General features: G+C 69.0%; 23 protein-coding genes. 12 read left to right on the top strand and 11 right to left on the bottom strand.

Annotated features, from left to right (window positions below):
• Positions 1-2: 2 nt before the first annotated feature.
• From G3M62_RS24415 to G3M62_RS24405, 3 genes are all read right to left on the bottom strand, one after another.
• On the bottom strand, positions 3-1,073 hold the full coding sequence (locus G3M62_RS24415; protein WP_165191124.1) for a DUF2252 family protein: 1,071 nt from the start codon (positions 1,071-1,073) through the stop codon (positions 3-5).
• Positions 1,074-1,146: 73 nt separating this feature from the next.
• On the bottom strand, positions 1,147-2,028 hold the full coding sequence (locus tag G3M62_RS24410; RefSeq protein ID WP_165191123.1) for a methylated-DNA--[protein]-cysteine S-methyltransferase: 882 nt from the start codon (positions 2,026-2,028) through the stop codon (positions 1,147-1,149).
• 51 nt (positions 2,029-2,079) lie between these two features.
• Positions 2,080-2,556, bottom strand: coding sequence for a DUF2244 domain-containing protein (locus G3M62_RS24405; protein ID WP_165191122.1), 477 nt, complete (start codon positions 2,554-2,556; stop codon positions 2,080-2,082).
• 82 nt (positions 2,557-2,638) lie between these two features.
• Between G3M62_RS24405 and nth the strand changes: the two genes are divergently transcribed.
• Positions 2,639-3,337, top strand: a complete 699-nt coding sequence (gene nth / locus G3M62_RS24400) for an endonuclease III (protein ID WP_165191121.1) — start codon at positions 2,639-2,641, stop codon at positions 3,335-3,337.
• Here nth and G3M62_RS24395 read toward each other — a convergent pair.
• Positions 3,334-4,185, bottom strand: a complete 852-nt coding sequence (locus tag G3M62_RS24395; RefSeq protein ID WP_165191120.1) for an ATP-grasp domain-containing protein — start codon at positions 4,183-4,185, stop codon at positions 3,334-3,336. The two genes, nth and G3M62_RS24395, sit on opposite strands and share 4 nt — an antisense overlap.
• A gap of 103 nt (positions 4,186-4,288) precedes the next feature.
• Between G3M62_RS24395 and G3M62_RS24390 the strand changes: the two genes are divergently transcribed.
• From G3M62_RS24390 to G3M62_RS24365, 6 genes are read left to right on the top strand one after another with little or no spacing between them, the layout of a single operon-like run.
• Positions 4,289-5,278: an adenosine kinase gene (locus G3M62_RS24390; RefSeq protein ID WP_165191119.1), complete on the top strand. Its 990-nt coding sequence runs from the start codon at positions 4,289-4,291 to the stop codon at positions 5,276-5,278.
• An 8-nt stretch (positions 5,279-5,286) separates the two neighbouring features.
• On the top strand, positions 5,287-5,877 hold the full coding sequence (gene hisB, locus G3M62_RS24385) for an imidazoleglycerol-phosphate dehydratase HisB (protein ID WP_165191118.1): 591 nt from the start codon (positions 5,287-5,289) through the stop codon (positions 5,875-5,877).
• A 13-nt stretch (positions 5,878-5,890) separates the two neighbouring features.
• The gene (gene hisH, locus G3M62_RS24380; protein WP_165191117.1) at positions 5,891-6,532 is read left to right on the top strand and encodes an imidazole glycerol phosphate synthase subunit HisH; all 642 of its coding nucleotides are present in this window, start codon (positions 5,891-5,893) and stop codon (positions 6,530-6,532) included.
• Positions 6,520-7,254 carry a 1-(5-phosphoribosyl)-5-[(5-phosphoribosylamino)methylideneamino]imidazole-4-carboxamide isomerase gene (gene hisA / locus G3M62_RS24375; protein ID WP_165191116.1) on the top strand — a complete coding sequence of 245 codons (735 nt, stop codon included), beginning with the start codon at positions 6,520-6,522 and terminating at the stop codon, positions 7,252-7,254. The genes hisH and hisA overlap by 13 nt, the downstream gene beginning before the upstream one ends.
• Entirely contained in the window at positions 7,254-8,039 is a 786-nt protein-coding gene (hisF, locus tag G3M62_RS24370; RefSeq protein ID WP_165191115.1) for an imidazole glycerol phosphate synthase subunit HisF, read from the top strand. The genes hisA and hisF overlap by 1 nt, the downstream gene beginning before the upstream one ends.
• Positions 8,036-8,362 (top strand): phosphoribosyl-ATP diphosphatase, encoded by a 327-nt coding sequence (locus G3M62_RS24365; RefSeq protein WP_165191114.1) that lies wholly within the window; start codon positions 8,036-8,038, stop codon positions 8,360-8,362. Before hisF ends, G3M62_RS24365 begins: the two co-directional genes overlap by 4 nt.
• Before the next feature lie 141 nt (positions 8,363-8,503).
• Here the strand turns inward: G3M62_RS24365 and G3M62_RS24360 are convergent, their stop codons facing one another.
• The 4 genes from G3M62_RS24360 to timA are packed head-to-tail and all read right to left on the bottom strand — an operon-like array spanning position 8,504 to position 11,441.
• Positions 8,504-9,076 carry a DUF4337 domain-containing protein gene (locus tag G3M62_RS24360; protein ID WP_165191113.1) on the bottom strand — a complete coding sequence of 191 codons (573 nt, stop codon included), beginning with the start codon at positions 9,074-9,076 and terminating at the stop codon, positions 8,504-8,506.
• A 57-nt stretch (positions 9,077-9,133) separates the two neighbouring features.
• Positions 9,134-9,676, bottom strand: coding sequence for a Smr/MutS family protein (locus G3M62_RS24355; protein WP_425483808.1), 543 nt, complete (start codon positions 9,674-9,676; stop codon positions 9,134-9,136).
• A 14-nt stretch (positions 9,677-9,690) separates the two neighbouring features.
• Positions 9,691-10,842 (bottom strand): murein transglycosylase A, encoded by a 1,152-nt coding sequence (gene mltA, locus G3M62_RS24350; RefSeq protein ID WP_165191112.1) that lies wholly within the window; start codon positions 10,840-10,842, stop codon positions 9,691-9,693.
• Complete coding sequence (gene timA / locus G3M62_RS24345; protein WP_165191111.1) at positions 10,842-11,441, bottom strand: TIM44-related membrane protein TimA; 600 nt, start codon at positions 11,439-11,441, stop codon at positions 10,842-10,844. Before timA ends, mltA begins: the two co-directional genes overlap by 1 nt.
• Positions 11,442-11,602: 161 nt before the next feature.
• On the opposite strand from timA, the gene secB reads away from it, so the two are divergent.
• A complete protein-coding gene (gene secB / locus G3M62_RS24340; RefSeq protein ID WP_165191110.1) occupies positions 11,603-12,097 on the top strand; it encodes a protein-export chaperone SecB in 495 nt (164 codons plus the stop codon).
• Positions 12,098-12,173: 76 nt separating this feature from the next.
• Here the strand turns inward: secB and G3M62_RS24335 are convergent, their stop codons facing one another.
• A complete protein-coding gene (locus G3M62_RS24335) occupies positions 12,174-12,860 on the bottom strand; it encodes a response regulator transcription factor (RefSeq protein WP_028039644.1) in 687 nt (228 codons plus the stop codon).
• Between the two features lie 81 nt (positions 12,861-12,941).
• Between G3M62_RS24335 and G3M62_RS24330 the strand changes: the two genes are divergently transcribed.
• Positions 12,942-13,472 carry a L,D-transpeptidase family protein gene (locus tag G3M62_RS24330; protein ID WP_425483806.1) on the top strand — a complete coding sequence of 177 codons (531 nt, stop codon included), beginning with the start codon at positions 12,942-12,944 and terminating at the stop codon, positions 13,470-13,472.
• Here G3M62_RS24330 and G3M62_RS24325 read toward each other — a convergent pair.
• A complete protein-coding gene (locus tag G3M62_RS24325) occupies positions 13,469-14,125 on the bottom strand; it encodes a YggS family pyridoxal phosphate-dependent enzyme (RefSeq protein WP_165191109.1) in 657 nt (218 codons plus the stop codon). The genes G3M62_RS24330 and G3M62_RS24325 overlap by 4 nt on opposite strands.
• Here G3M62_RS24325 and G3M62_RS24320 point away from each other — a divergent pair.
• Positions 14,124-14,753, top strand: a complete 630-nt coding sequence (locus G3M62_RS24320) for a thiamine phosphate synthase (protein ID WP_246263399.1) — start codon at positions 14,124-14,126, stop codon at positions 14,751-14,753. The two genes, G3M62_RS24325 and G3M62_RS24320, sit on opposite strands and share 2 nt — an antisense overlap.
• A 7-nt stretch (positions 14,754-14,760) precedes the next feature.
• Here G3M62_RS24320 and G3M62_RS24315 read toward each other — a convergent pair whose 3' ends face one another.
• Positions 14,761-15,177: an NtrZ family periplasmic regulatory protein gene (locus G3M62_RS24315; protein ID WP_165191108.1), complete on the bottom strand. Its 417-nt coding sequence runs from the start codon at positions 15,175-15,177 to the stop codon at positions 14,761-14,763.
• 260 nt (positions 15,178-15,437) lie between these two features.
• On the opposite strand from G3M62_RS24315, the gene G3M62_RS24310 reads away from it, so the two are divergent.
• Both G3M62_RS24310 and leuS read left to right on the top strand, forming a co-directional pair.
• Complete coding sequence (locus G3M62_RS24310; protein WP_165191431.1) at positions 15,438-15,971, top strand: DUF3576 domain-containing protein; 534 nt, start codon at positions 15,438-15,440, stop codon at positions 15,969-15,971.
• A gap of 166 nt (positions 15,972-16,137) precedes the next feature.
• Positions 16,138-18,723 (top strand): leucine--tRNA ligase, encoded by a 2,586-nt coding sequence (gene leuS, locus G3M62_RS24305; protein ID WP_165191107.1) that lies wholly within the window; start codon positions 16,138-16,140, stop codon positions 18,721-18,723.
• Position 18,724: the final 1 nt, after the last annotated feature.

Here is an 18,724-nt window from a genome sequence, read left to right as displayed (position 1 = left end):
GTTCAGGAATAGGCCTTCCAATCCGCCTCGACCTGATTGGCCGCCGCCTTGGCGTGGGTCCTCAGCCAACCATCCGGCAAGGCGGCGACATGCGCGGCCAAGCCCGGCGCTCGGCCACCGTCGCCCATGTGGCAATTGGCGATCTCCCAGCCCATGGCCGTCAACATCTCGCGATGCAGCAGTTGCTCGCTGGAGTCCTTGACCTCGATCTTCCGGCTGTTGGGCGACAGGCGGCGGACGACGATCCCGTCGGCGACGCGATAGTGGGGATCGACGGCCCGGAAGCGGCCCGCCGCGATGTCACCGATCCGCATGACGGGATCGCCGCCCCGCGCCAGCGTCCAGGCCGACAGGACCACCGCCTTGGCCTCGCGCAGCACCGGCCCGCCACGCCATTCGGCCCGGGCCACGAACCGCGGCCGGCCCAGGCTGCCCAGCCCCGCCTGGCGCGGAAAGACCGCCACCTTCGCCGACGGCTCCGGCAAGCCGTCCAGCAGGCGGTCGCGATAGCGCCCGACGACCGACGGCTGGTCGGGCTGGTCGGGCTGGTCGTACTTTTCCCAGAAGTCCTCGCGGTCGGCCTCGGGCAGCCGCACCGCCTGGCGCAGCCAGGGGTGACGGCGATCGAGGACGAACGGCGTCGGAGCCTCCAGCCCGGTCCTGTAGCCCTTCAGTATGGCGTCGCAGATGTCGCCGGCGTCGGGACCCTCGTCGCCCCGCGCCAGCAGGGCGCTGGCCGCCAGGCGCACCAGGTCCAGCGGATAGGGCATGACCGCCGCGTCGTCGAAATCGTTGGCGCCCCAGACCAGCCGCCCCTCGGCGTCGCGCCAGCAGCCGAAGTTCTCGACATGGGTGTCGCCGATCGCCAGCACCGGCGGGGCGCTCATCAGGTCCGGACAGACGTCGCCCACGGTCTCCGCCCACCGCCAGTAGGTGGCGCGAAGGAAGGGGAACGGCCCCTTCTCCATCTTCCGGTGCTTCTCGACCAGGTCGGCTTCGACCAGGTCGCCGCCGAGCGCGGCCGCCAGCCAGGCTTCGTACGCCTTCACCGAAGCCTTGATCGACATCGTCATGGCGCGCCCCCGACCGGCGACCGTTCAGGTCGCGAGGCGAACTATAGCTCGCGCTCGCGGCAAGTCGCCAGGTTCAGGCCGAAAGCCGGGCGCCCGCCTCCACCGCCTCCCGGCCCAGCATCGCCGCCTTGCGGGCGAGACCCCAGTGATAGCCGGTGAGCCGGCCGTCCTTGGCGATGGCGCGGTGGCAGGGGATCAGCAGCGAGATCGGATTGGCCCCGATCGCCCCACCGGTGGCCTGATAGGCGCGCGGGCTGCCGGCCCAGGCGGCGATCTCGCCATAACTAGAGGTCCGGCCCGGCGGGATGCGCAACAGGGCCTTCCAGACCTGGACGTTGAACGGCGAACCGATCAGCACCACCGGCAGGGGCTGGTCGCCGCCCGTGAAGGCGTGGAGCGCGGTGCGAGCAGCCGCCTCGTCGTCGCGCCGCCAGTCGGCCGCCGGAAAGCGCCGGTGCATGTCCGCGAAGGTCGCCTCGTCGTCGCCGTCGGAGAAGGCCAGCCCGGCCAGGCCGCGCGGGGCCATGACGAACAGGCCCTTGCCGTAGGGGGTCGGGGCCCAACCCCAGGTCAGAGCGATCCCCTCGCCGCGCCGGCGCACGTCGCCGGGCGTGACGGCCTCCTGGGCGATGAACAGGTCATGCAGGCGCGAGGGGCCCGACAGGCCGGCGTCATAGGCCGCGTCGAGCACGCTGGCCCCCTCCTCCAGCGATCGCCGGGCCTCGGCGTGGGCGATGGCGGCGACGAAGGTCTTGGGGCTGACGCCGGCCCAGCGGCTGAACACCCTCTGGAAATGGAACGGCGACAGGCCAACGGCCTGGGCCGCCTCGTCCAGCGACGGACGCTCCTGCCAGCGGTCGGCCAGCCAGGCCAGGGCCTTGGCCATGCGGTCGTAGTCCTGGGACTGTTCCGTCAGGTGGGCGAAGGCTTGCGAAGGGGAAATGTCGAGGGCCATGGGGAGAAGATAGTGCGGGTCGCCCGCCCCGTCCGCCCGGTTCTTGCGGCTCTAGGCATGCCGCTCGGACCGCGCCTTCAGGATCGCCCGCTCCAGCGCCTGGGCGAAATCCACCCGCTCGGGCGGACTGAGCGCTCGGCCCAGGGTCAGGCGCTGGCGCGACATCATCAGCCGCACCCGGGTCTCGTGCTCGCCCGGCTGGTCGACGCCCACCCGGGTGAAGGCGGTCGGCGAGGTCCAGATCACCCGCGCGCCCTTCTCGTCCTCGCGGCTGACGGTCACCGCCTCGGCCGTGACCCGCACCCGCTCGGACCGCTCGGCGGCCCGGAAGCTGGCGCGCAGGGCCAGGCCGACGGCCAGGACGTCCAGCCCCAGGAACGGCAGCACCGGCGGCGCGCCGATCACCAGCAGGAACACCGCCACCATCAGGTTGAAGGCGATCATCACGCCCAGCACGACATAGAGCCCCCGCCGGCTCATCGAGCGGTTCGGTTTGATCACGGCGTCCATGTAGAGCGGCTGGGCCATAGTGCTGATTTAGGACTCCCCTCCCCGCTTGGCGAGCCTCCTGGCTTGGCGAATTTGGCGCATCACGGCATGGTCGCCGCCCATGGCCAAAGCTTCCAAACCGCTCGTCAAGAAACGCCCCGCCGCCAAGCGCGTCTCGCCGGCCGAGCGCGAGCGGGTCGAGGTGCTGTTCTCGCGGTTCGAGAGCCTGGAAGACCATCCCAAGACCGAACTGCACTATTCCAACGCCTACACCCTGGTGACCGCCGTGGCCCTGTCCGCCCAGGCCACCGACGTCCAGGTCAACAAGGCCACCGGCCCGCTATTCGCCAAGGTCGACAGCGCCGCCAAGATGCTGGAGCTGGGGGAAGCGGAGCTGACCCGCTACATCGCCTCGATCGGCTTGTTCCGCACCAAGGCCAAGAACGTCATCGCCTCGGCCCACATCCTGGTCGACCGCTATGGCGGCGAGGTGCCGCTGAACCGCGAGGCGCTTGAAAGCCTGCCGGGCGTGGGTCGCAAGACCGCCAGCGTGGTGCTCAACGAGCTGGACATCGAACCGGCCATCGCCGTCGACACCCATGTGTTCCGCGTCGCCCACCGCCTGAAGCTGTCGGCCGGCAAGACGCCCGACGCGGTCGAGGACGACCTGATGCGGATCGTGCCCGACCGCTACAAGACCCGCGCCCACCACTGGCTGATCCTGCATGGGCGATATGTGTGCGTGGCGCGCAAGCCGAAGTGCGAGATTTGCCGGATCGCGGATCTCTGTCCGTCGCGGGAGCTGTTTCTGGGCGCCTAGAGCGCCCGAACCACCGCCTCGGCGAACGCCGCGCCACCGTCGTGCGCATGCCCCAGGAACAGGTCCGGCTCGATGACCTCCAGCTCCATCAGCTGCGGCGCGCCGTCCAGGCCCCGGATCAGGTCCACGCGCGCATAGGTCAGGAACGGCCCGGCCGCCTTCAGCACCATCTCGGCCGCATGGAGAGCCTCGGGCTCGGGCGCGACGCCGCTGACCTGTCCGCCGAACTGCGGTTGGACGCGGAAGTCGCCGGCCAGGGCCACCTTGGTCACCGCGTGGCTGAACACGCCGTCGAAATAGAACAGCGACAGCTCGCCTTCCTCGCCCACGGCCGGCAGGAAGGGCTGGATCAGGGCCGGGCCGGTCGTGCAGCCTTTCAGGCCGTCGGCGTGGCGCAGCTTCACCGTGTCCTGCGAACCGCCCGAGATCTGCGGCTTGGTCACCAGCACGTCGACGCCGAACACGTCGCGAGCATGGTCCAGCGCCTCCATCGTCAGCCGGTCTACCGCATGGGTCGGAACGACGGGCGCGCCCTTGGCGGCCAGTTCGGCAAGATAGGTCTTGGTGGTGTTCCAGCGCAGCACCGACGCCGGATTGGCCAGACGGGCCCCAGAGGCTTCCAGGGCGTCGAGCCGCGCGAACCATTCGTCGGACCGCAGGTGATAGCCCCAGCTGAGCAGCGGCAGCACCACCCGAGCCCGTGTCGCATCGGCGTCGACCCAGCTACCGGCCTCGACCGTCAGGCCTCGAGCCCGCAACGGCGCGGCCAGGCGCTCAAAGAGCGGCGACCAGCTGTTGGCGAACAGAGGCTCGTCGCGCGCGGGGGTGAGAATAAGGACGTCAGTCATACTCTTGGCGGTAGAACGCCGTGATCCCCGGGGCAAGGCTCGCGTTGCCTTGCAGGCCCCGATCCGGTACTCCGCGCGCGTCGCCCTTCGAAAAAGGCCTTTCATGACCGCCCTCTACGACGTCGCCGCCATCGGTAACGCCATCGTCGACGTCATCGCCCAATGCGACGACGCCTTCCTGGAGCGGGAGGGCCTGGTGAAGGGCTCGATGGCGCTGATCGACCCGGCGCGGGCCGCCAGCCTGTACGACGTGATGGCCGCGGGCATCGAGGCCTCGGGCGGCTCGGCCGCCAACACCGCCGCCGGCGTGGCCAGCTTCGGCGGCAAGGTCGCCTTCATCGGCAAGGTCGCCGACGACCAGCTTGGCAATGTGTTCCGCCACGACATGAAGGCCATCGGCTGCGACTTCACCACGCCGTCGCTGGCGGAAGGCCCGGCCACCGCCCAGTGCCTGATCAACGTCACCGCCGACGCCCAGCGCACCATGTCGACCTATCTGGGCGCCTGCGTCGAGCTGAACCCGGCCGACGTCGACCCGGCGATCATCGAGGCCGCCCAGTACTCCTATCTCGAGGGCTATCTGTTCGACCCGCCCGAAGCCCGCAAGGCCTTCGCCAAGGCCGCCGCCCTCAGCCACGGCGCGGGCCGCAAGATCTCCATGACCCTGAGCGACAGCTTCATGGTCGACCGTCACCGTTCGGCGCTGCTGGGCTTCATCGAGACCCAGTGCGACATCGTCTTCGCCAACGCCGACGAGGTCTGCTCGTTGTTCGAGACCACCGACTTCGAGGCCGCCGTGAAGGCCCTGGCCGCCCGCTGCGAGATCGCCGCGGTCACCCGCAGCGAAAAGGGCTCGGTAATCGCCCACGGCGCGGCCTTGCACGAAATCTCGGCCTATCCAGTGGAAAAAGTCGTGGACACGACCGGCGCGGGCGACCAATACGCCGCAGGTTTCCTCTACGGCCTCTCCCAGGGTCGGCCCCTGCCCGTCTGTGGCCAGCTGGGCTCCCTGGCCGCCGCCGAGGTGATCGACCACTACGGTCCGCGTCCGCAGGTCAACCTGCGCGACCTGGCCCAAAAGAACGGACTCTAAGGAAGCTCATGGCCCGCACCGCTGAAGTGGTCCGCGAGACGAAGGAGACCCAGATCCGGGTCTGGATCGATCTCGACGGGACCGGCGCCTCGACGATCTCCACCGGCATTGGTTTCTACGACCATATGCTGGAGAGCTTCGCGCGCCACGGCGGCTTCGACCTGAAGGTCGAGACCAAGGGCGACCTGCACATCGACATGCACCACACGGTGGAAGACACCGGCATCGTCCTGGGTCTGGCCATCAACAAGGCGCTGGACGGTTTCAAGGGCATCCGCCGCTTCGGCCATGCCTATATCCCGATGGACGAGACCCTGACTCGCTGCGCCATCGACCTTTCGAACCGGCCCTATCTGATCTGGAAGGTCGACTTCAAGCGGCCCAAGGTCGGCGAGATGGACACCGAGCTCTTCAAGGAGTTCCACCACGCGTTCGCCATGAACGTGGGGGCCTGCGTCCATCTGGAGACCCTCTACGGCGACAACACCCACCACGTCGCCGAAAGCGGGTTCAAGGCCCTGGCCCGAGCGCTACGTCAGGCGGTCGAGATCGACCCCAAGACCGGCGGCCTGGCCCCCTCCACCAAGGGCGTGCTGTAGGGAATCTGATTTCATGCAGACCGTCGCCCTGATCGATTACGGGTCGGGCAACCTGCGCTCGGCCGAGAAGGCCTTGCGCGAGGCGGCCCGTCGCCACGCCATTGACGCTGACATCGTTGTCACCGCCGAACCCTCCATCGTGGCCGCCGCCGACCGCGTGGTGCTGCCCGGCGTCGGGGCCTTCGCCTCGTGCCGCGCGGGCCTGGACGCCTCGGGCGTCTATGAGGCCATGAACGAAGCCGTGCACGGCAAGGGCGCGCCGTTCCTGGGCATCTGCGTGGGCCACCAACTTCTGGCCAGCGAAGGCCTGGAATTTGGCGTCACCCCCGGCCTGGACTGGATCGGCGGCCAGGTGAAGAAGCTGGAGCCCCGCGATCCGGCCCTGACCATTCCGCACATGGGCTGGAACGCGATCGCTTTTTCGCGCGACCACGTCCTGTTCAAGGGCGTCGAGACCGGCGCCCACATGTACTTCGCCAACTCCTTCGCCCTGACGCCGACCGACCCGGCCGACGTCCTGGCCACGACCGATCACGGCGGCCCGTTCACGGCCGCTGTGGCCAAGGGCAACGTGGCGGGCGTACAGTTCCACCCCGAAAAATCCCAAGCCGCGGGGCTCGCCCTGCTCGCCAACTTCCTGGAATGGCGCCCATGATCCTCTATCCCGCCATCGACCTGAAGGACGGCCAGTGCGTGCGTCTGCTGCACGGCGACATGGAAAAGGCCACGGTCTTCAACACCTCTCCGGCCGACCAGGCCGAGCGGTTCGTCAAGGACGGCTTCAGCTGGCTGCACGTGGTCGACCTGAACGGGGCGATCGAGGGCAAGTCGGTCAACACCGCCGCCGTGCAGTCGATCCTGGAGTCGATCTCGATCCCGGTGCAGCTAGGCGGCGGCATCCGCACCCTGGAAGGCATCGAGGCCTGGATCGAGGCCGGCGTCAGCCGCGTGATCCTGGGCACCATCGCCGTCCACGATCCCGAACTGGTCCGCAAGGCCGCCCGCCTGTGGCCCGAGCAGATCGCCGTGGCCGTCGACGTGCGCGACGGCAAGGTGGCGGTCGACGGCTGGACCGGGCTGTCGGACATCGACGCCATCACCCTGGGCAAGCGCTTCGAGGACGTGGGCGTGGCCGCCTTGATCGTCACCGACATCAGCCGCGACGGCGCCTTGACCGGCGTCAATGTCGAGGGCGTGGGCGAGCTGGCCGACGCTGTCTCGATCCCCGTCATCGCCTCGGGCGGCGTGGCCTCGGTGGCCGACATCGAGCGGCTGAAGGCCCGTCCCGGCGTCGAGATCGCCGGCGCCATCCTGGGCCGTTCGCTCTATGCCGGCACGATCCGGCCGGCCGAAGCCCTGACCATAGCAGCCGCCTGATGCTGAAGACCCGGATCATTCCTTGCCTGGACGTCAAGGACGGCCGGGTGGTCAAGGGGGTCAACTTCGTGGCCCTGCGCGACGCCGGCGACCCGGTGGAGCAGGCTCGGGCCTATGACGCGGCCGGGGCCGACGAGCTGATGTTCCTGGACATCACCGCCTCTAGCGAAAAGCGCGGCCTGCTGCTGGACGTGATTTCCCGCACCGCCGAGGTCTGTTTCATGCCGGTCTCGGTCGGCGGCGGCGTGCGCGAGGTGGCCGACATGCGCCGCCTGCTGCTGGCCGGCGCCGACAAGGTCTCGACCAACACCGCCGCCGTCGAGAACCCCGACCTGATCGCCGCCGGCGCCGACGCCTTCGGGGCCCAGTGCGTGGTCGTGGCCATCGACGCCAAGGCGCGCGAGGACGGCTCGGGCGGCTGGAACGTCTGGACCTATGGCGGTCGCAAGGACACCGGGATCGACGTCGTCGACTGGGCCGCCAAGGTGGTCGAGCGCGGGGCGGGCGAGATCCTGCTGACCTCGATGGACCGTGACGGGGCCAAGATCGGCTACGACATTCCCCTGCTGAAGGCCGTGACCGGCGCGGTGACCGTCCCGGTGATCGCCTCGGGCGGGGCTGGGACCACCGATCACTTGGTGGAAGCCGCCCGCGACGGCCACGCCGCCGCCGTGCTGGCCGCCTCGATCTTCCACTTCGGCGAGATCAGCATCGGCGAGGCCAAGCGGGCGATGGCGCAAGCCGGCATCCCGGTGCGCCTGGACGATCTGAAGGGGGCGGCATGAGCCAGCGTCTGTTCGAGGTTCTGGAGCGCCTGGCCGCGACGATCGAGACCCGCAAGGGCGGCGATCCGGCTACGTCCTACACCGCCAAGCTGCTGAACGATCCCGCCCTGGCCGCCAAGAAGCTGGGCGAGGAAGCCGTCGAGACGGTGATCGCCGCCGTGGCCCAGGGCCCGGACGCCCTGGCCGCCGAAAGCGCCGACCTGCTGTACCACTGGCTGGCCCTGATGGCGGCCTCGGGCGTCTCGCTGGACGCGGTGGCCGAAAAGCTGGCGGCGCGTGAGGGCACGTCGGGGCATGCCGAGAAGGCGTCCCGGCCCTCATAGACCCTCCCCCTGTGGGGGAGGCGATCGCATAGCGATCGGTGGGGGGAGATCTAGGATCTCTATCGTAGGCTCGACCACGCCCCCCTCCGTCGGCTTCGCCGACACCTCCCCCACAGGGGGAGGATCTTGTAGGCGGGCAACCTAGCTCAACAGCTTGCTCAGAAACGCCGAGTGCAGGCTCCAGCCCAGGAAGCCGGCCAGGCCCATCACCACGCCCAAGGCGCCGAACGCCCAGGCCGCCCAAAGCGCCATCGGCATCTCGACCAACGCCGCCACCGCCGCGATCGAAACGGCGATGGAGATCAGGGCGTCCGAGGCGTCGAACTGATCATCGTGGACGTTCAGCGCGTCGTACTGGGCCGAAAAGCCCTCGGCCTTGGTCTTCAGCGTCGGGATTTCGCTTTGGTACTTGGCGATCTCGGCGTTCAACCGAACCGTCTCGACGGCCACGGCGGCCCGCATCGCCTCTCCGCCGGATAGGGCCGTGAGCCGCGCCTGGGTCAGGGCCGCTTCGTCGATGTGCAGCTTGGTCTTGGTGGCCTGGTACTCGTTCCAGGCGTCGACGCCGTCCGACTGAGCCTGCTGCATGGCCTGGACGATATTGCCGTCCTTGACTCCGCACAGCCCCATGAAGATCGACAAGGCGACCACGGTGATCGCCACCTGGCGGTTGAAACGCTTGTCCTTGGCCTCGGCCCCGATCTCGATATCCATCTCGCCTCTCCGAAATCCGGTGGAGCTTGGCGCGCCAATCGTGGCGGAGACGGGGCGCTAGACCTTCGGCGGCCTGCGCTTCAGCGCCACATAGAGCGCCCCGTCGCCGCCGTGGCGTTTCTCGGCGGGAGACACCCCCGCCACGATATCGCGCAGGGCCGGGCCGGCCAGCCATTCGGGCGTGCGGGCCTTCAGCACGCCCACGCCCATCTTGCCCTTGCCGGTGACCACCAGGGCGGCGCGATGGCCGTCTTCCCAGGCGCGGCGCAGGAAGGCCTCCAGCACCGGGCGGGCGCGGTCCTGGTCCAGGCCGTGCAGGTCGAGGCGCGCCTCCAGCGGCGTGTGCTCGCGGGCGATCTTGCGCTTGCGGTTGGGCTCGATGCCTTCCAGGGGGCCGGGCATGCGCTTGGTCCCCGCCGGCTTGATCGTCTTGGGATCGACCAGCAGCGGGGCCATGGGCTGCAGGCTGGTCGGCTGGATCAGCGACTTCTCGGCCTTGGGCGTCCAGCCGGCCGCCTTCTGGGTCGACTTGGCCCTCACCGTGGCGGTGACCATGCCCCACAGGCGCATTTCTTCCTGGCGCGGGGGGCGCTTTGTCACGTCAGCCCCCTCGCTTAGCCTTTGGGGACCAGGCGGTAGAGGCGCAGGTCGTGGCGCACGCGCCCCGCCTCGGCCCCGGCCGCCGCGCCCGTGCCGGTATACAGATCGGCCCGCGCTTCGCCCTTGATCGCTCCGCCCACGTCCAGCGCCACGGCCAGGCGGCGATAGGTCGGAAAGGCTCCGGACAGTTTCGGGGCGCTGGCGTCCAGCCAGAAGAGCTCGCCCATCGCATGCTTGCCGGGATCGACGGCGATGGCCCGGCCGGCCGGCAGGGCGATCCCCGCCGCGCCCACCGCCTGCTTGCCGTCGTCGGGCAGGGTCTGGAAGAACACGTAGCGCGGGTTCAGCTGCATGATCGCATCGGCCTCGGGACCGCGATGATCAGCCAGCCAGCTGCGGATGGCGTCGCCCGAGGTGTTGTTGTCCGGCAGCAGGCCGCGGTCGCGCATGGGCGTAGCGATGCCGACGAACGGCCGGCCGTTATGACCCGCGAAGGCGGCGCGCACCCGGCGACCGTCGGGCAGGTCCAGGATGCCGGACCCCTGGATCTGCAGGAAAAACAGGTCCTCCGGTCGCATCCAGGCCAGGGGACGGGTTTCCGGCGTGGCCTCGATGGCGGCGCGGTCGGGATAGGGCAGCACCTGGCCGCCCTCGATCTCGCCGGCCACCTTCTTGCCCACCAGACCGGCGTCGAATTGGCCGAGGTCCAGGGTGACCAGATCGGCGGGCTTGCCGCGCATCGGCGCGCTGAACTCGGCCGAGCGCGACATCCGCGCCTCGTATTCGGGCGCGAAATAGGCGGTCAGCACGCCCGTGCCGGGAACGGCTTCGGGCCGGAAGCGCGCCTCGAAAAAGCGGCGGGCGTCGGCGTCGTTGCCCGGCCGTTCGGCGCGGGCCTTACGGCAGACTTGGGCCATGGCCGGGTCCTTGGCCACGCCGCAGCCCTGGCGGAAGGCGTCGAGCGCGCCGAGGTGATCTTCCTGAGACCAGCCCGCCAGGTCGTTGAACGACAGGGCGCCGGAGGGACCCGTGACCGGCGGCGTCGTTGGACCGACGCCCGGCGTGACCGGGCCCACCGGCTTGAGCGGCGCGGTCGTACAGGCCGCCAGCGTCAGCAGGGCGAAGGCGGCGACAAAACCCCCTCGCACACCAAAAAGGCGCGACATCACGCCTCCGCGACGTCGACGCGGACCAGGGTCCAGTTCGGGTTCTTGTTCTTCAGGTCGCGCTGGAACGTCCACAGATCGGCCGTGCGGCGATCGTCGACCGCCTCGCCTTCGGCGCTGGTCGAGCGGGTGCGGATCTCGGCCAGGATGCGGACCACCGCCTTGGCGACGTCGCCCTCGACCGTGATGGAGTCCAGATCCGTGCGCGGCGTGACCAGAAACTCGGCCTTCTCGGTGCGGTTCAGGGCTTCGCGCGCGGCGATGGCGGTTTCGAAATTGGCCATGACGTCGGCGGCCAGCAGCGGCTTGAGCGTCTCGCGATCGCCGGCGGCGAAGGCCTTGACGATCAGCTCGTAGGCCTGGCGGGCGCCGCTCAGGAAGTGGCCGACGTCGAAGTCGGCCTGCCGGGCGCGCAGGGCGGCCAGGCCCGACAGGGCTTCGCCGGGGATTTCGGGAGCCTTCAGGTCACGGGAACCGGCGCTGGCGGGGACCACCGCGGGGGCGTCCTCCGGCTGACGCCCGACCCGGCGACCCAGGGTGGCGTAGAGCTGGTAAAGGATGACCGCGGCCAGGGCCGCCAGGATGATCCATTCAAACACGATATTTTCCGCTCACTCGGCCAAGGCGCCGCCTACTGCCTATATAGGCGATAACAGGCTCGCGCGTCAGGCGCCTGGCGTTGCGCGCCAGCCGCCCTCGTGTTAGCAGCCCGGCTCTCTCCTAGCGGCCAATTTCGACGCCGAATACGGATTTATCGCACATGACCGACACGACCGCCGCTCCGCCCGCCGCTCCCGAAGACGGCGCGCCCGGCGAAACCGGCATCCGCATCATCGCCCAGTTCGTGCGCGACTTCTCGTTCGAGAGCCCGCACGCCCCCGACTCCCTGCGCGCCGGCGGCGCTCCGCCCGCCATCGACATGGGCGTGGAAATGAACGCCCGCGGCCGTCCGGACGGCCTGTTCGAGGTGGACCTGAAGCTCTCGGCCCGCGCCACGCGCGACGAACAGACGGTGTTCCACGTCGAGGTGATGTACGGCGGCCTGTTCCACATCTCCGGCGTACCGGAAGCCGACCTGGAGCCGGTGCTGCTGATCGAGTGCCCGCGCTTCCTGTTCCCCTACGCCCGTCGCCTGATCTCGGACGTCACCACCGAAGGCGGCTTCCCGCCCTTCCTGATCGACCCGATCGACTTCGCCGGCGTCTACGCCGCGCGCAAGGCCCAAGCCGAAGGCGTGGTGGTCGGCAACGCCTGATCGCGTTCCAAGCGCTGAATTGAAAAGCCCCGGTCGCTCGCAGCGGCCGGGGCTTTTTCTTGCCTGGAAAGCCTGACTACGGCTGCAGCCGATAGCCGCCCATCTCGGTGATCAGGATCCGCGCCACGGCGGGATCGGGCTCGATCTTCTGGCGCAGGCGGTAGACGTGGGTTTCCAGCGTGTGGGTGGTGACCCCGGCGTTGTAGCCCCAGACCTCGGTCAGCAGCTCCTCGCGCGACACCGGCTTGGACCCGGCGCGGTAGAGGTACTTGAGGATATTGGTTTCCTTCTCGGTCAGCCGGACCTTCTTCTGTTTCTCGTCGATCAGCAGCTTGGCCGAGGGGCGGAACTCGTAGGGACCGATCCGGAACAGAGCGTCTTCCGAGGCTTCGTAGCTGCGCAGCTGGGCGCGGATGCGGGCCAGCAGCACGCCGAAGCGGAAGGGCTTGGTCACATAGTCGTTGGCGCCGGATTCCAGGCCCAGGATGGTGTCGCTGTCGCTGGCCGCCGCCGTCAGCATGATCACCGGCGCGGTGACTCCGTTCTTGCGCATCAGGCGGCAAGCCTCGCGACCGTCCATGTCGGGCAGGTCGACGTCCAGCAGGACGAGATCCGGCTTGAGTTCCTTGGCCATCCGCACGCCCTCGCCGGCCGTGGGAGCTTCCGCGACCGCGAACTCCTCGTGGAGGGCGAGCTGCTCGGCCAGAGCTCCGCGCAGATCATCGTCGTCGTCGACCAGGAGAAGGGTTTTGCGTTGCGCCATGAACGCGAACATGCACCGCTGCGGCCCCTGGCGCCAAGGCGGTTCTCGACTTGGCGCGACGCCACGTCCCTGGAGACCGTCTTGACGATCTTTCGCGCCCGCCCCGACGGTCCGAACGCCTGGGATGGCCAGATCAGCTGGGACAGGACCTCCACCCGGGCCGCCCTGGGCAAGGCCGGGGTGATCGCCGGCGCCGACAAGCGCGAGGGCGACAACCGCAGTCCGACGGGCGTCTGGCCGATCCGCCGCGTGCTCTATCGGCCCGACGTCTATCCGAACGGCCCGGCGACGGCCTTGCCGACCCAGCCGATCGCGCCGGATGACGGCTGGTGCGACGCGTCGGACGATCCGGCCTACAACCAGCCGGTCAAACTGCCCTACCCCGCCAGCGCCGAGCGGCTGTGGCGCGACGATTCCGTCTATGACCTGGTGGTGGTGCTGGGTCATAACGACGACCCGCCGGTTTCGGGGATGGGCTCGGCGATCTTCCTGCACCTGGCGCGCGACGGCTATGTCGGCACCGAGGGCTGCGTGGCCCTGGCCCGGGCCGACGTGGAGGCGCTGCTGGCGGTGGCCAGGCCCGGCGACGCGGTGGAGATCGCGGCCAGCTAGGCGCGCGAACCGAACAGGGCCGATCCTACCCGCACGGAGGTCGCCCCGCAGGCGATGGCGGTCTCGAAATCGTCGCTCATGCCCATCGACAGCCTCGAAAGCCCGTTGCGGGCCGCGATCTCGCCCAGCAGGCGGAAATGCGGGGCGGGATCGAGATCGGCCGGCGGAATGCACATCAGGCCTTCCACGGGCAGGTCCAGGCCCCGGCACAGGGCGATGAAGCCGTCGGCCTCACCGGGGTGCACCCCGGCCTTCTGCGGCTCTTCCCCGGTGTTGACCTGGACGAACAGCCGCGGCGCCCGGCCCTGGGCCTGGACCTCGTCGGCCAGCACCCGGGCCAGCTTCTCGCGGTCCAAGCTCTCGATCACGTCGAAGAAGGCCACGGCGTCGCGCGCCTTGTTGCTCTGCAGGGGCCCGATCAGGCGCAGCTCGATCCGCGCCCGGCGCTCGCTCCAGCGGCCCATGGCCTCCTGGACGCGATTTTCTCCGAACACCCGCTGGCCCGCGTCGAGAATGGGCGCGATATGGTCCCAGGGCTGCAGCTTGGACACCGCCACCAGGGTGACCGCGTCGGCCGGGCGGCCGGCGGCCAGGGCGGCTGCGCGGATGCGGGATTGGATCGAGGCGTAGGTGGAGAGAGATTCCGGGGACATGGGCTCGAAACAGACGATCAGCGAGATGGAAACCCTGTCTAGAACGGCGGCGCGCCTTCGCCCATGGCTGGTGCGCGGAAAGCCGCTGCCGAACCTGCTGTTCTTCACCGATCCCCAACGGACGCCCGATCCGGAAGCGGTCGCCGAGCGCCTGCCGGCCGGCGCGGCCGTGGTGTTCAGGGCGTTCGGCGCGGCCGATGCGGCGGAGCAAGGCGGGCGGCTGCGGGAAATCACCCGACGGCGCGGCCTGATGCTGCTGGTTGGAGCGGATGCCGCCCTGGCCTTGGACATCCAGGCCGACGGCCTGCACTTGCCCGAACGCTTGGCCGCCCAGGCGCTGGATCTACGGCCCGCTCATCCAGGGTGGCTGATCACAACCGCCGCTCACGACCTGGCCGCGGCCCTGGCCGGCGCGGCGGCGGGCGCGGACGCGCTGGTGGTGTCGCCAATCTTTCCCAGCCGCAGTCCCTCGGCGGGCGCGCCACTAGGCGTGGAGAGCCTGAAAAGGATCGTCGAGGCGTTGGAAACGCCGGTCTACGCGCTGGGCGGCGTGCGCGCGGGCACGGCGGAGCAACTTGTGGACATGGGAATTGTCGGGATCGCGGCGGTCGAGGCGCTGAACGCCTAGGCCGATCCTAGAACTTGAACGCGGTTTCCAGCTTCACCCGCGGCGCGGGCTCCTGGATTTCGTTCTTGCGGGCGGCCAGGGCGGGGTTCTGCTCGCCCAGGGCCACGGCGCCGCCGACGCGGATCGACGGGGTGACGCTGTAGTAGGCCCCGGCCTGAACGTCATGAGCTTCGAGTTCGCGGTTGGCCGGCTGATCCAGATCCAGCTTGAGGCCCCACTTGCCCTTCTTGTCGTCCCACTTCAGGGACTTCTTCGGGCCTTGGGTGGGGTTGAACGGGGCGATCGGGGTCGGATTGCTGAAGTCGCTCTTGACGGCGAAGTCGGGCGAGGTCGTGCGCGGCTTGCTCTGGGCATAGGCTCCCGTAGCCGATCCCGTGAGGATCAGCGCGGCGGCCCCTGCCATGAAATACCGTGCGGCGAACATGTTACTCGAACCCAATCCCCAACCCGCGCCTCGATAGAGTCAAACCCTATATAGGAACGGGGTCCCTGAACTTCGATTAAAGGTCCTAGTACAACGCGGTCAACCGCCGTTGGATTACGCTTGGCGTCGCAGGAGTCGATTCAAGCGGCGCCTGTGGCGGTCCTGCCACGCGATTCCTGTTTTGACGCAGCGCGACCATGCTATAGACCGGCTCCGGCTGCGGGGGCGCGCCAGAGATGCGCGAACGCGTCGGCGAGACATTGGAGCGAGGTACTATGGCGTTTGAGCGTGGGTCGGTGTTGCGCGGCGTCGCCGCTGGCGTTCTGGCGTTGACCGTTCTGACCGGGGTTTCCGCCTGCGGCGGCAATAAGGGCGGTGGCACCTTCACCAGCCAGGACAATGAGCCCGGGTTCAATCCCTTCAAGGGTCGCGGCGGCGGTGGCGGCAAGTCCACGTCGCAACCCGGCTCGATCGGCGTCAACGGCTTCCTGTGGCGCGCGAGCCTGGACACCCTGGCCTTCATGCCCCTGGCCTCGGCCGACCCGTACGGCGGCGTGATCGTCACCGACTGGTACACCAATCCGGAAAAGCCGGACGAGCGCTTCAAGGCGACCGTCTACATCCTGGACACCCGCCTGCGGGCCGACGGCCTGAACGTCACGATCTTCAAGCAGGTCAAGGACGCCAGCGGGACCTGGACCGACACGGCCGCGACCGAGCAGACGGCGACCGACATCGAGAACGCTATCCTGACCCGCGCCCGTCAGCTTCGACTTTCCAACATCAAGAACTAGGGTTTTCCCTGGTTCTTCGCGGGAGCCCTTTGTCCGCGTGACAAAAGGCTCCCGTTCGCACTTTTAGAAGCGCGCCCCCCTTTTTTTGAACGCGCCTGGGCCCAAACCGCTTAAGACTTCCGCGGATTGCGCCGACCGCGCGATCCCGCACGAACAGTCTGGTTTCATGGCCCGCTACAATCCCAAAGACACCGAGCCGAAGTGGCGCGCCGCCTGGGCGACCGCCAATACCTTCCTGACGCCGATCACTCCCGACGCGCGTCCGAAGTACTACGTGCTCGAGATGTTCCCCTATCCGTCGGGGCGCATCCACATGGGCCATGTGCGCAACTACGCCATGGGCGACGTCGTGGCCCGCTACAAGCGCGCCCAGGGCTTCAACGTGCTGCACCCTATGGGCTGGGACGCCTTCGGCATGCCAGCCGAGAACGCGGCCATGGAGCGCGGCGTCCACCCCAAGGGCTGGACCTACGACAACATCGCCGCCATGCGCGAACAGTTGAAGGCCCTGGGCCTGTCGGTCGACTGGTCGCGCGAGTTCGCCACCTGCGACCCGGAATATTACGGCAAGCAGCAGGCCTGGTTCCTGCGTCTGCTGAAGCGCGGCCTGGTCTATCGCAAGGAAGCCTCGGTCAACTGGGATCCGGTCGACATGACCGTCCTGGCCAACGAGCAGGTGATCGACGGCAAGGGCTGGCGCTCGGGCGCGACCGTGGAGAAGCGCAAGCTGACCCAGTGGTTCCTGCGGATCACCGACTACGCCGACGCCCTGATCGACGGCCTCAAGACCCTGGATCGCTGGCCCGAGAAGGTCCGGATCATGCAGGAGAACTGGATCGGCCGGTCCAAGGGCCTGCGGTTCACCTTCAAGTTCGACGGCGAGGCGCCTGCCGGTCACGCTGACGGCCTGGAAGTCTACACCACCCGCCCCGACACCCTGTTCGGCGCCAGCTTCGTGGGCGTCGCCCCCGAGCATCCGCTGGCCGAGCAGCTGGCGGCGGCCGACCCGGCCGTGGCCGCCTTCGTCGCCGAATGCCGCAAGGGCGGCACGTCCGAGGCCGACATCGAGGGCGCCGAGAAGCTGGGTCGCGACACTGGCCTGCGCGTCGTCCATCCGCTGGATCCGACCCTGACCCTGCCGGTGTGGATCGCCAACTTCATCCTGATGGACTACGGCACGGGCGCGATCTTCGCCTGCCCGGCCCACGACCAGCGCGACCTGGACTTCGCCCGCAAGTACGACCTGCCGGTCAAGCCTGTGGTCCTGCCGCCGGGCGAGGACGCCGCGACGTTCAACGTCGGCAAGGAGGCCTATGTCGGCCCCGGCGCGATCTTCAATTCCGAATTCCTGGACGGCCTGGACATCGAGGCCGCCAAGACCGAGGCGGTGAACCGCATCGAGGCCCTGAACCAGGGCCAGGGCGCGACCGTCTACCGCCTGCGCGACTGGGGCGTCTCGCGCCAGCGCTATTGGGGTTGCCCGATCCCGGTCATCCACTGCGAGGCCTGTGGGCCGGTGGGCGTGCCGGAAGACCAGCTGCCGGTGGTGCTGCCCGACGACGTGGCCTTCGACAAGCCGGGCAACCCGCTGTTGCGCCACCCGACCTGGCGCCACACCACCTGCCCCAGCTGCGGCGGCAAGGCCGAGCGCGAAACCGACACGCTGGACACCTTCGTGGACAGCAGCTGGTATTTCGCCCGCTTCACCGACCCGACCGCCGCCGAGCCGATCAGCAAGGACGCCGCCGATCACTGGATGGCCGTCGACCAGTATATCGGCGGGGTCGAGCACGCGGTGCTGCACCTGCTGTACGCCCGCTTCATCACCCGCGCCCTGAAGGACGAGGGCCTGCTGTCGGTCGAAGAGCCGTTCGCCGGCCTGTTCACCCAAGGCATGGTCACCCACGAGGCCTACAAGAACGCCGCCGGCGAGTGGGTCGAGCCTTCGGACATCCGCATCACGGTCGAGGGCAATACGCGCACCGCCGCCCACGCCACGACCGGAGAGCCGATCACCATCGGCGACATCGAGAAGATGTCGAAGTCCAAGAAGAACGTCGTCGCCCCCGAGGACATCTTCGAGGCCTACGGCGTCGACGCCGCGCGCCTGTTCGTGATGAGCGACAGCCCGCCCGAGCGCGATGTGCAGTGGACCAACAGCGGCGTCGAGGGCTCCTGGCGCTTCACCCACCGGGTCTGGAACGAGTTCGAAAGCCAGCCGGCCGGCGATTTCGCCCATGACGAGACCGACGCGGCCGCCGTGGCCCTGCGCAAGGGCGCCCACCGCCTGATCGGCTTCGTGACGGACTCGATCGAGGGCTTCCGCTTCAACAGCGGCGTGGCGCGCCTGTACGAGTTCCTGAACATGCTGAAGGCCGCGCCTGCGGAGGGCGCTTCGCAAGGCGTCCTGGCGGCCCGCGCCGAGGCCCTGGAGATCCTGGCTCGCCTGATCTCGCCCTTCACGCCTCACCTGGCCGAAGAAGCCTGGGCGCACCTGGGCAAGGCCGGCATGGTCGTCGACGCGCCCTGGCCCAAGGCCGACGCCGCCCTGGCGGCCGACGACGAACGCGTGCTGCCGATCCAGATCAACGGCAAGCGTCGCGGCGAGATCAAGGTCAAGGCCGGCACGCCCGAAGCCGAGGTCGAGAAAATCGCTCTGGCGGACGCCGCCGTGCTGGGCCACCTTGAGGGCCTGACCGTTCGGAAGGTGATCGTGGTGAAAGACCGTATCGTCAACATCGTGGCCGGCTGAT

It is taken from the genome of Caulobacter soli (genome assembly GCF_011045195.1).
Lineage (GTDB): Bacteria > Pseudomonadota > Alphaproteobacteria > Caulobacterales > Caulobacteraceae > Caulobacter > Caulobacter soli.
Note: the sequence above shows the minus strand (reverse complement) of the source record. Positions and strands in the feature narration are given on the sequence as shown.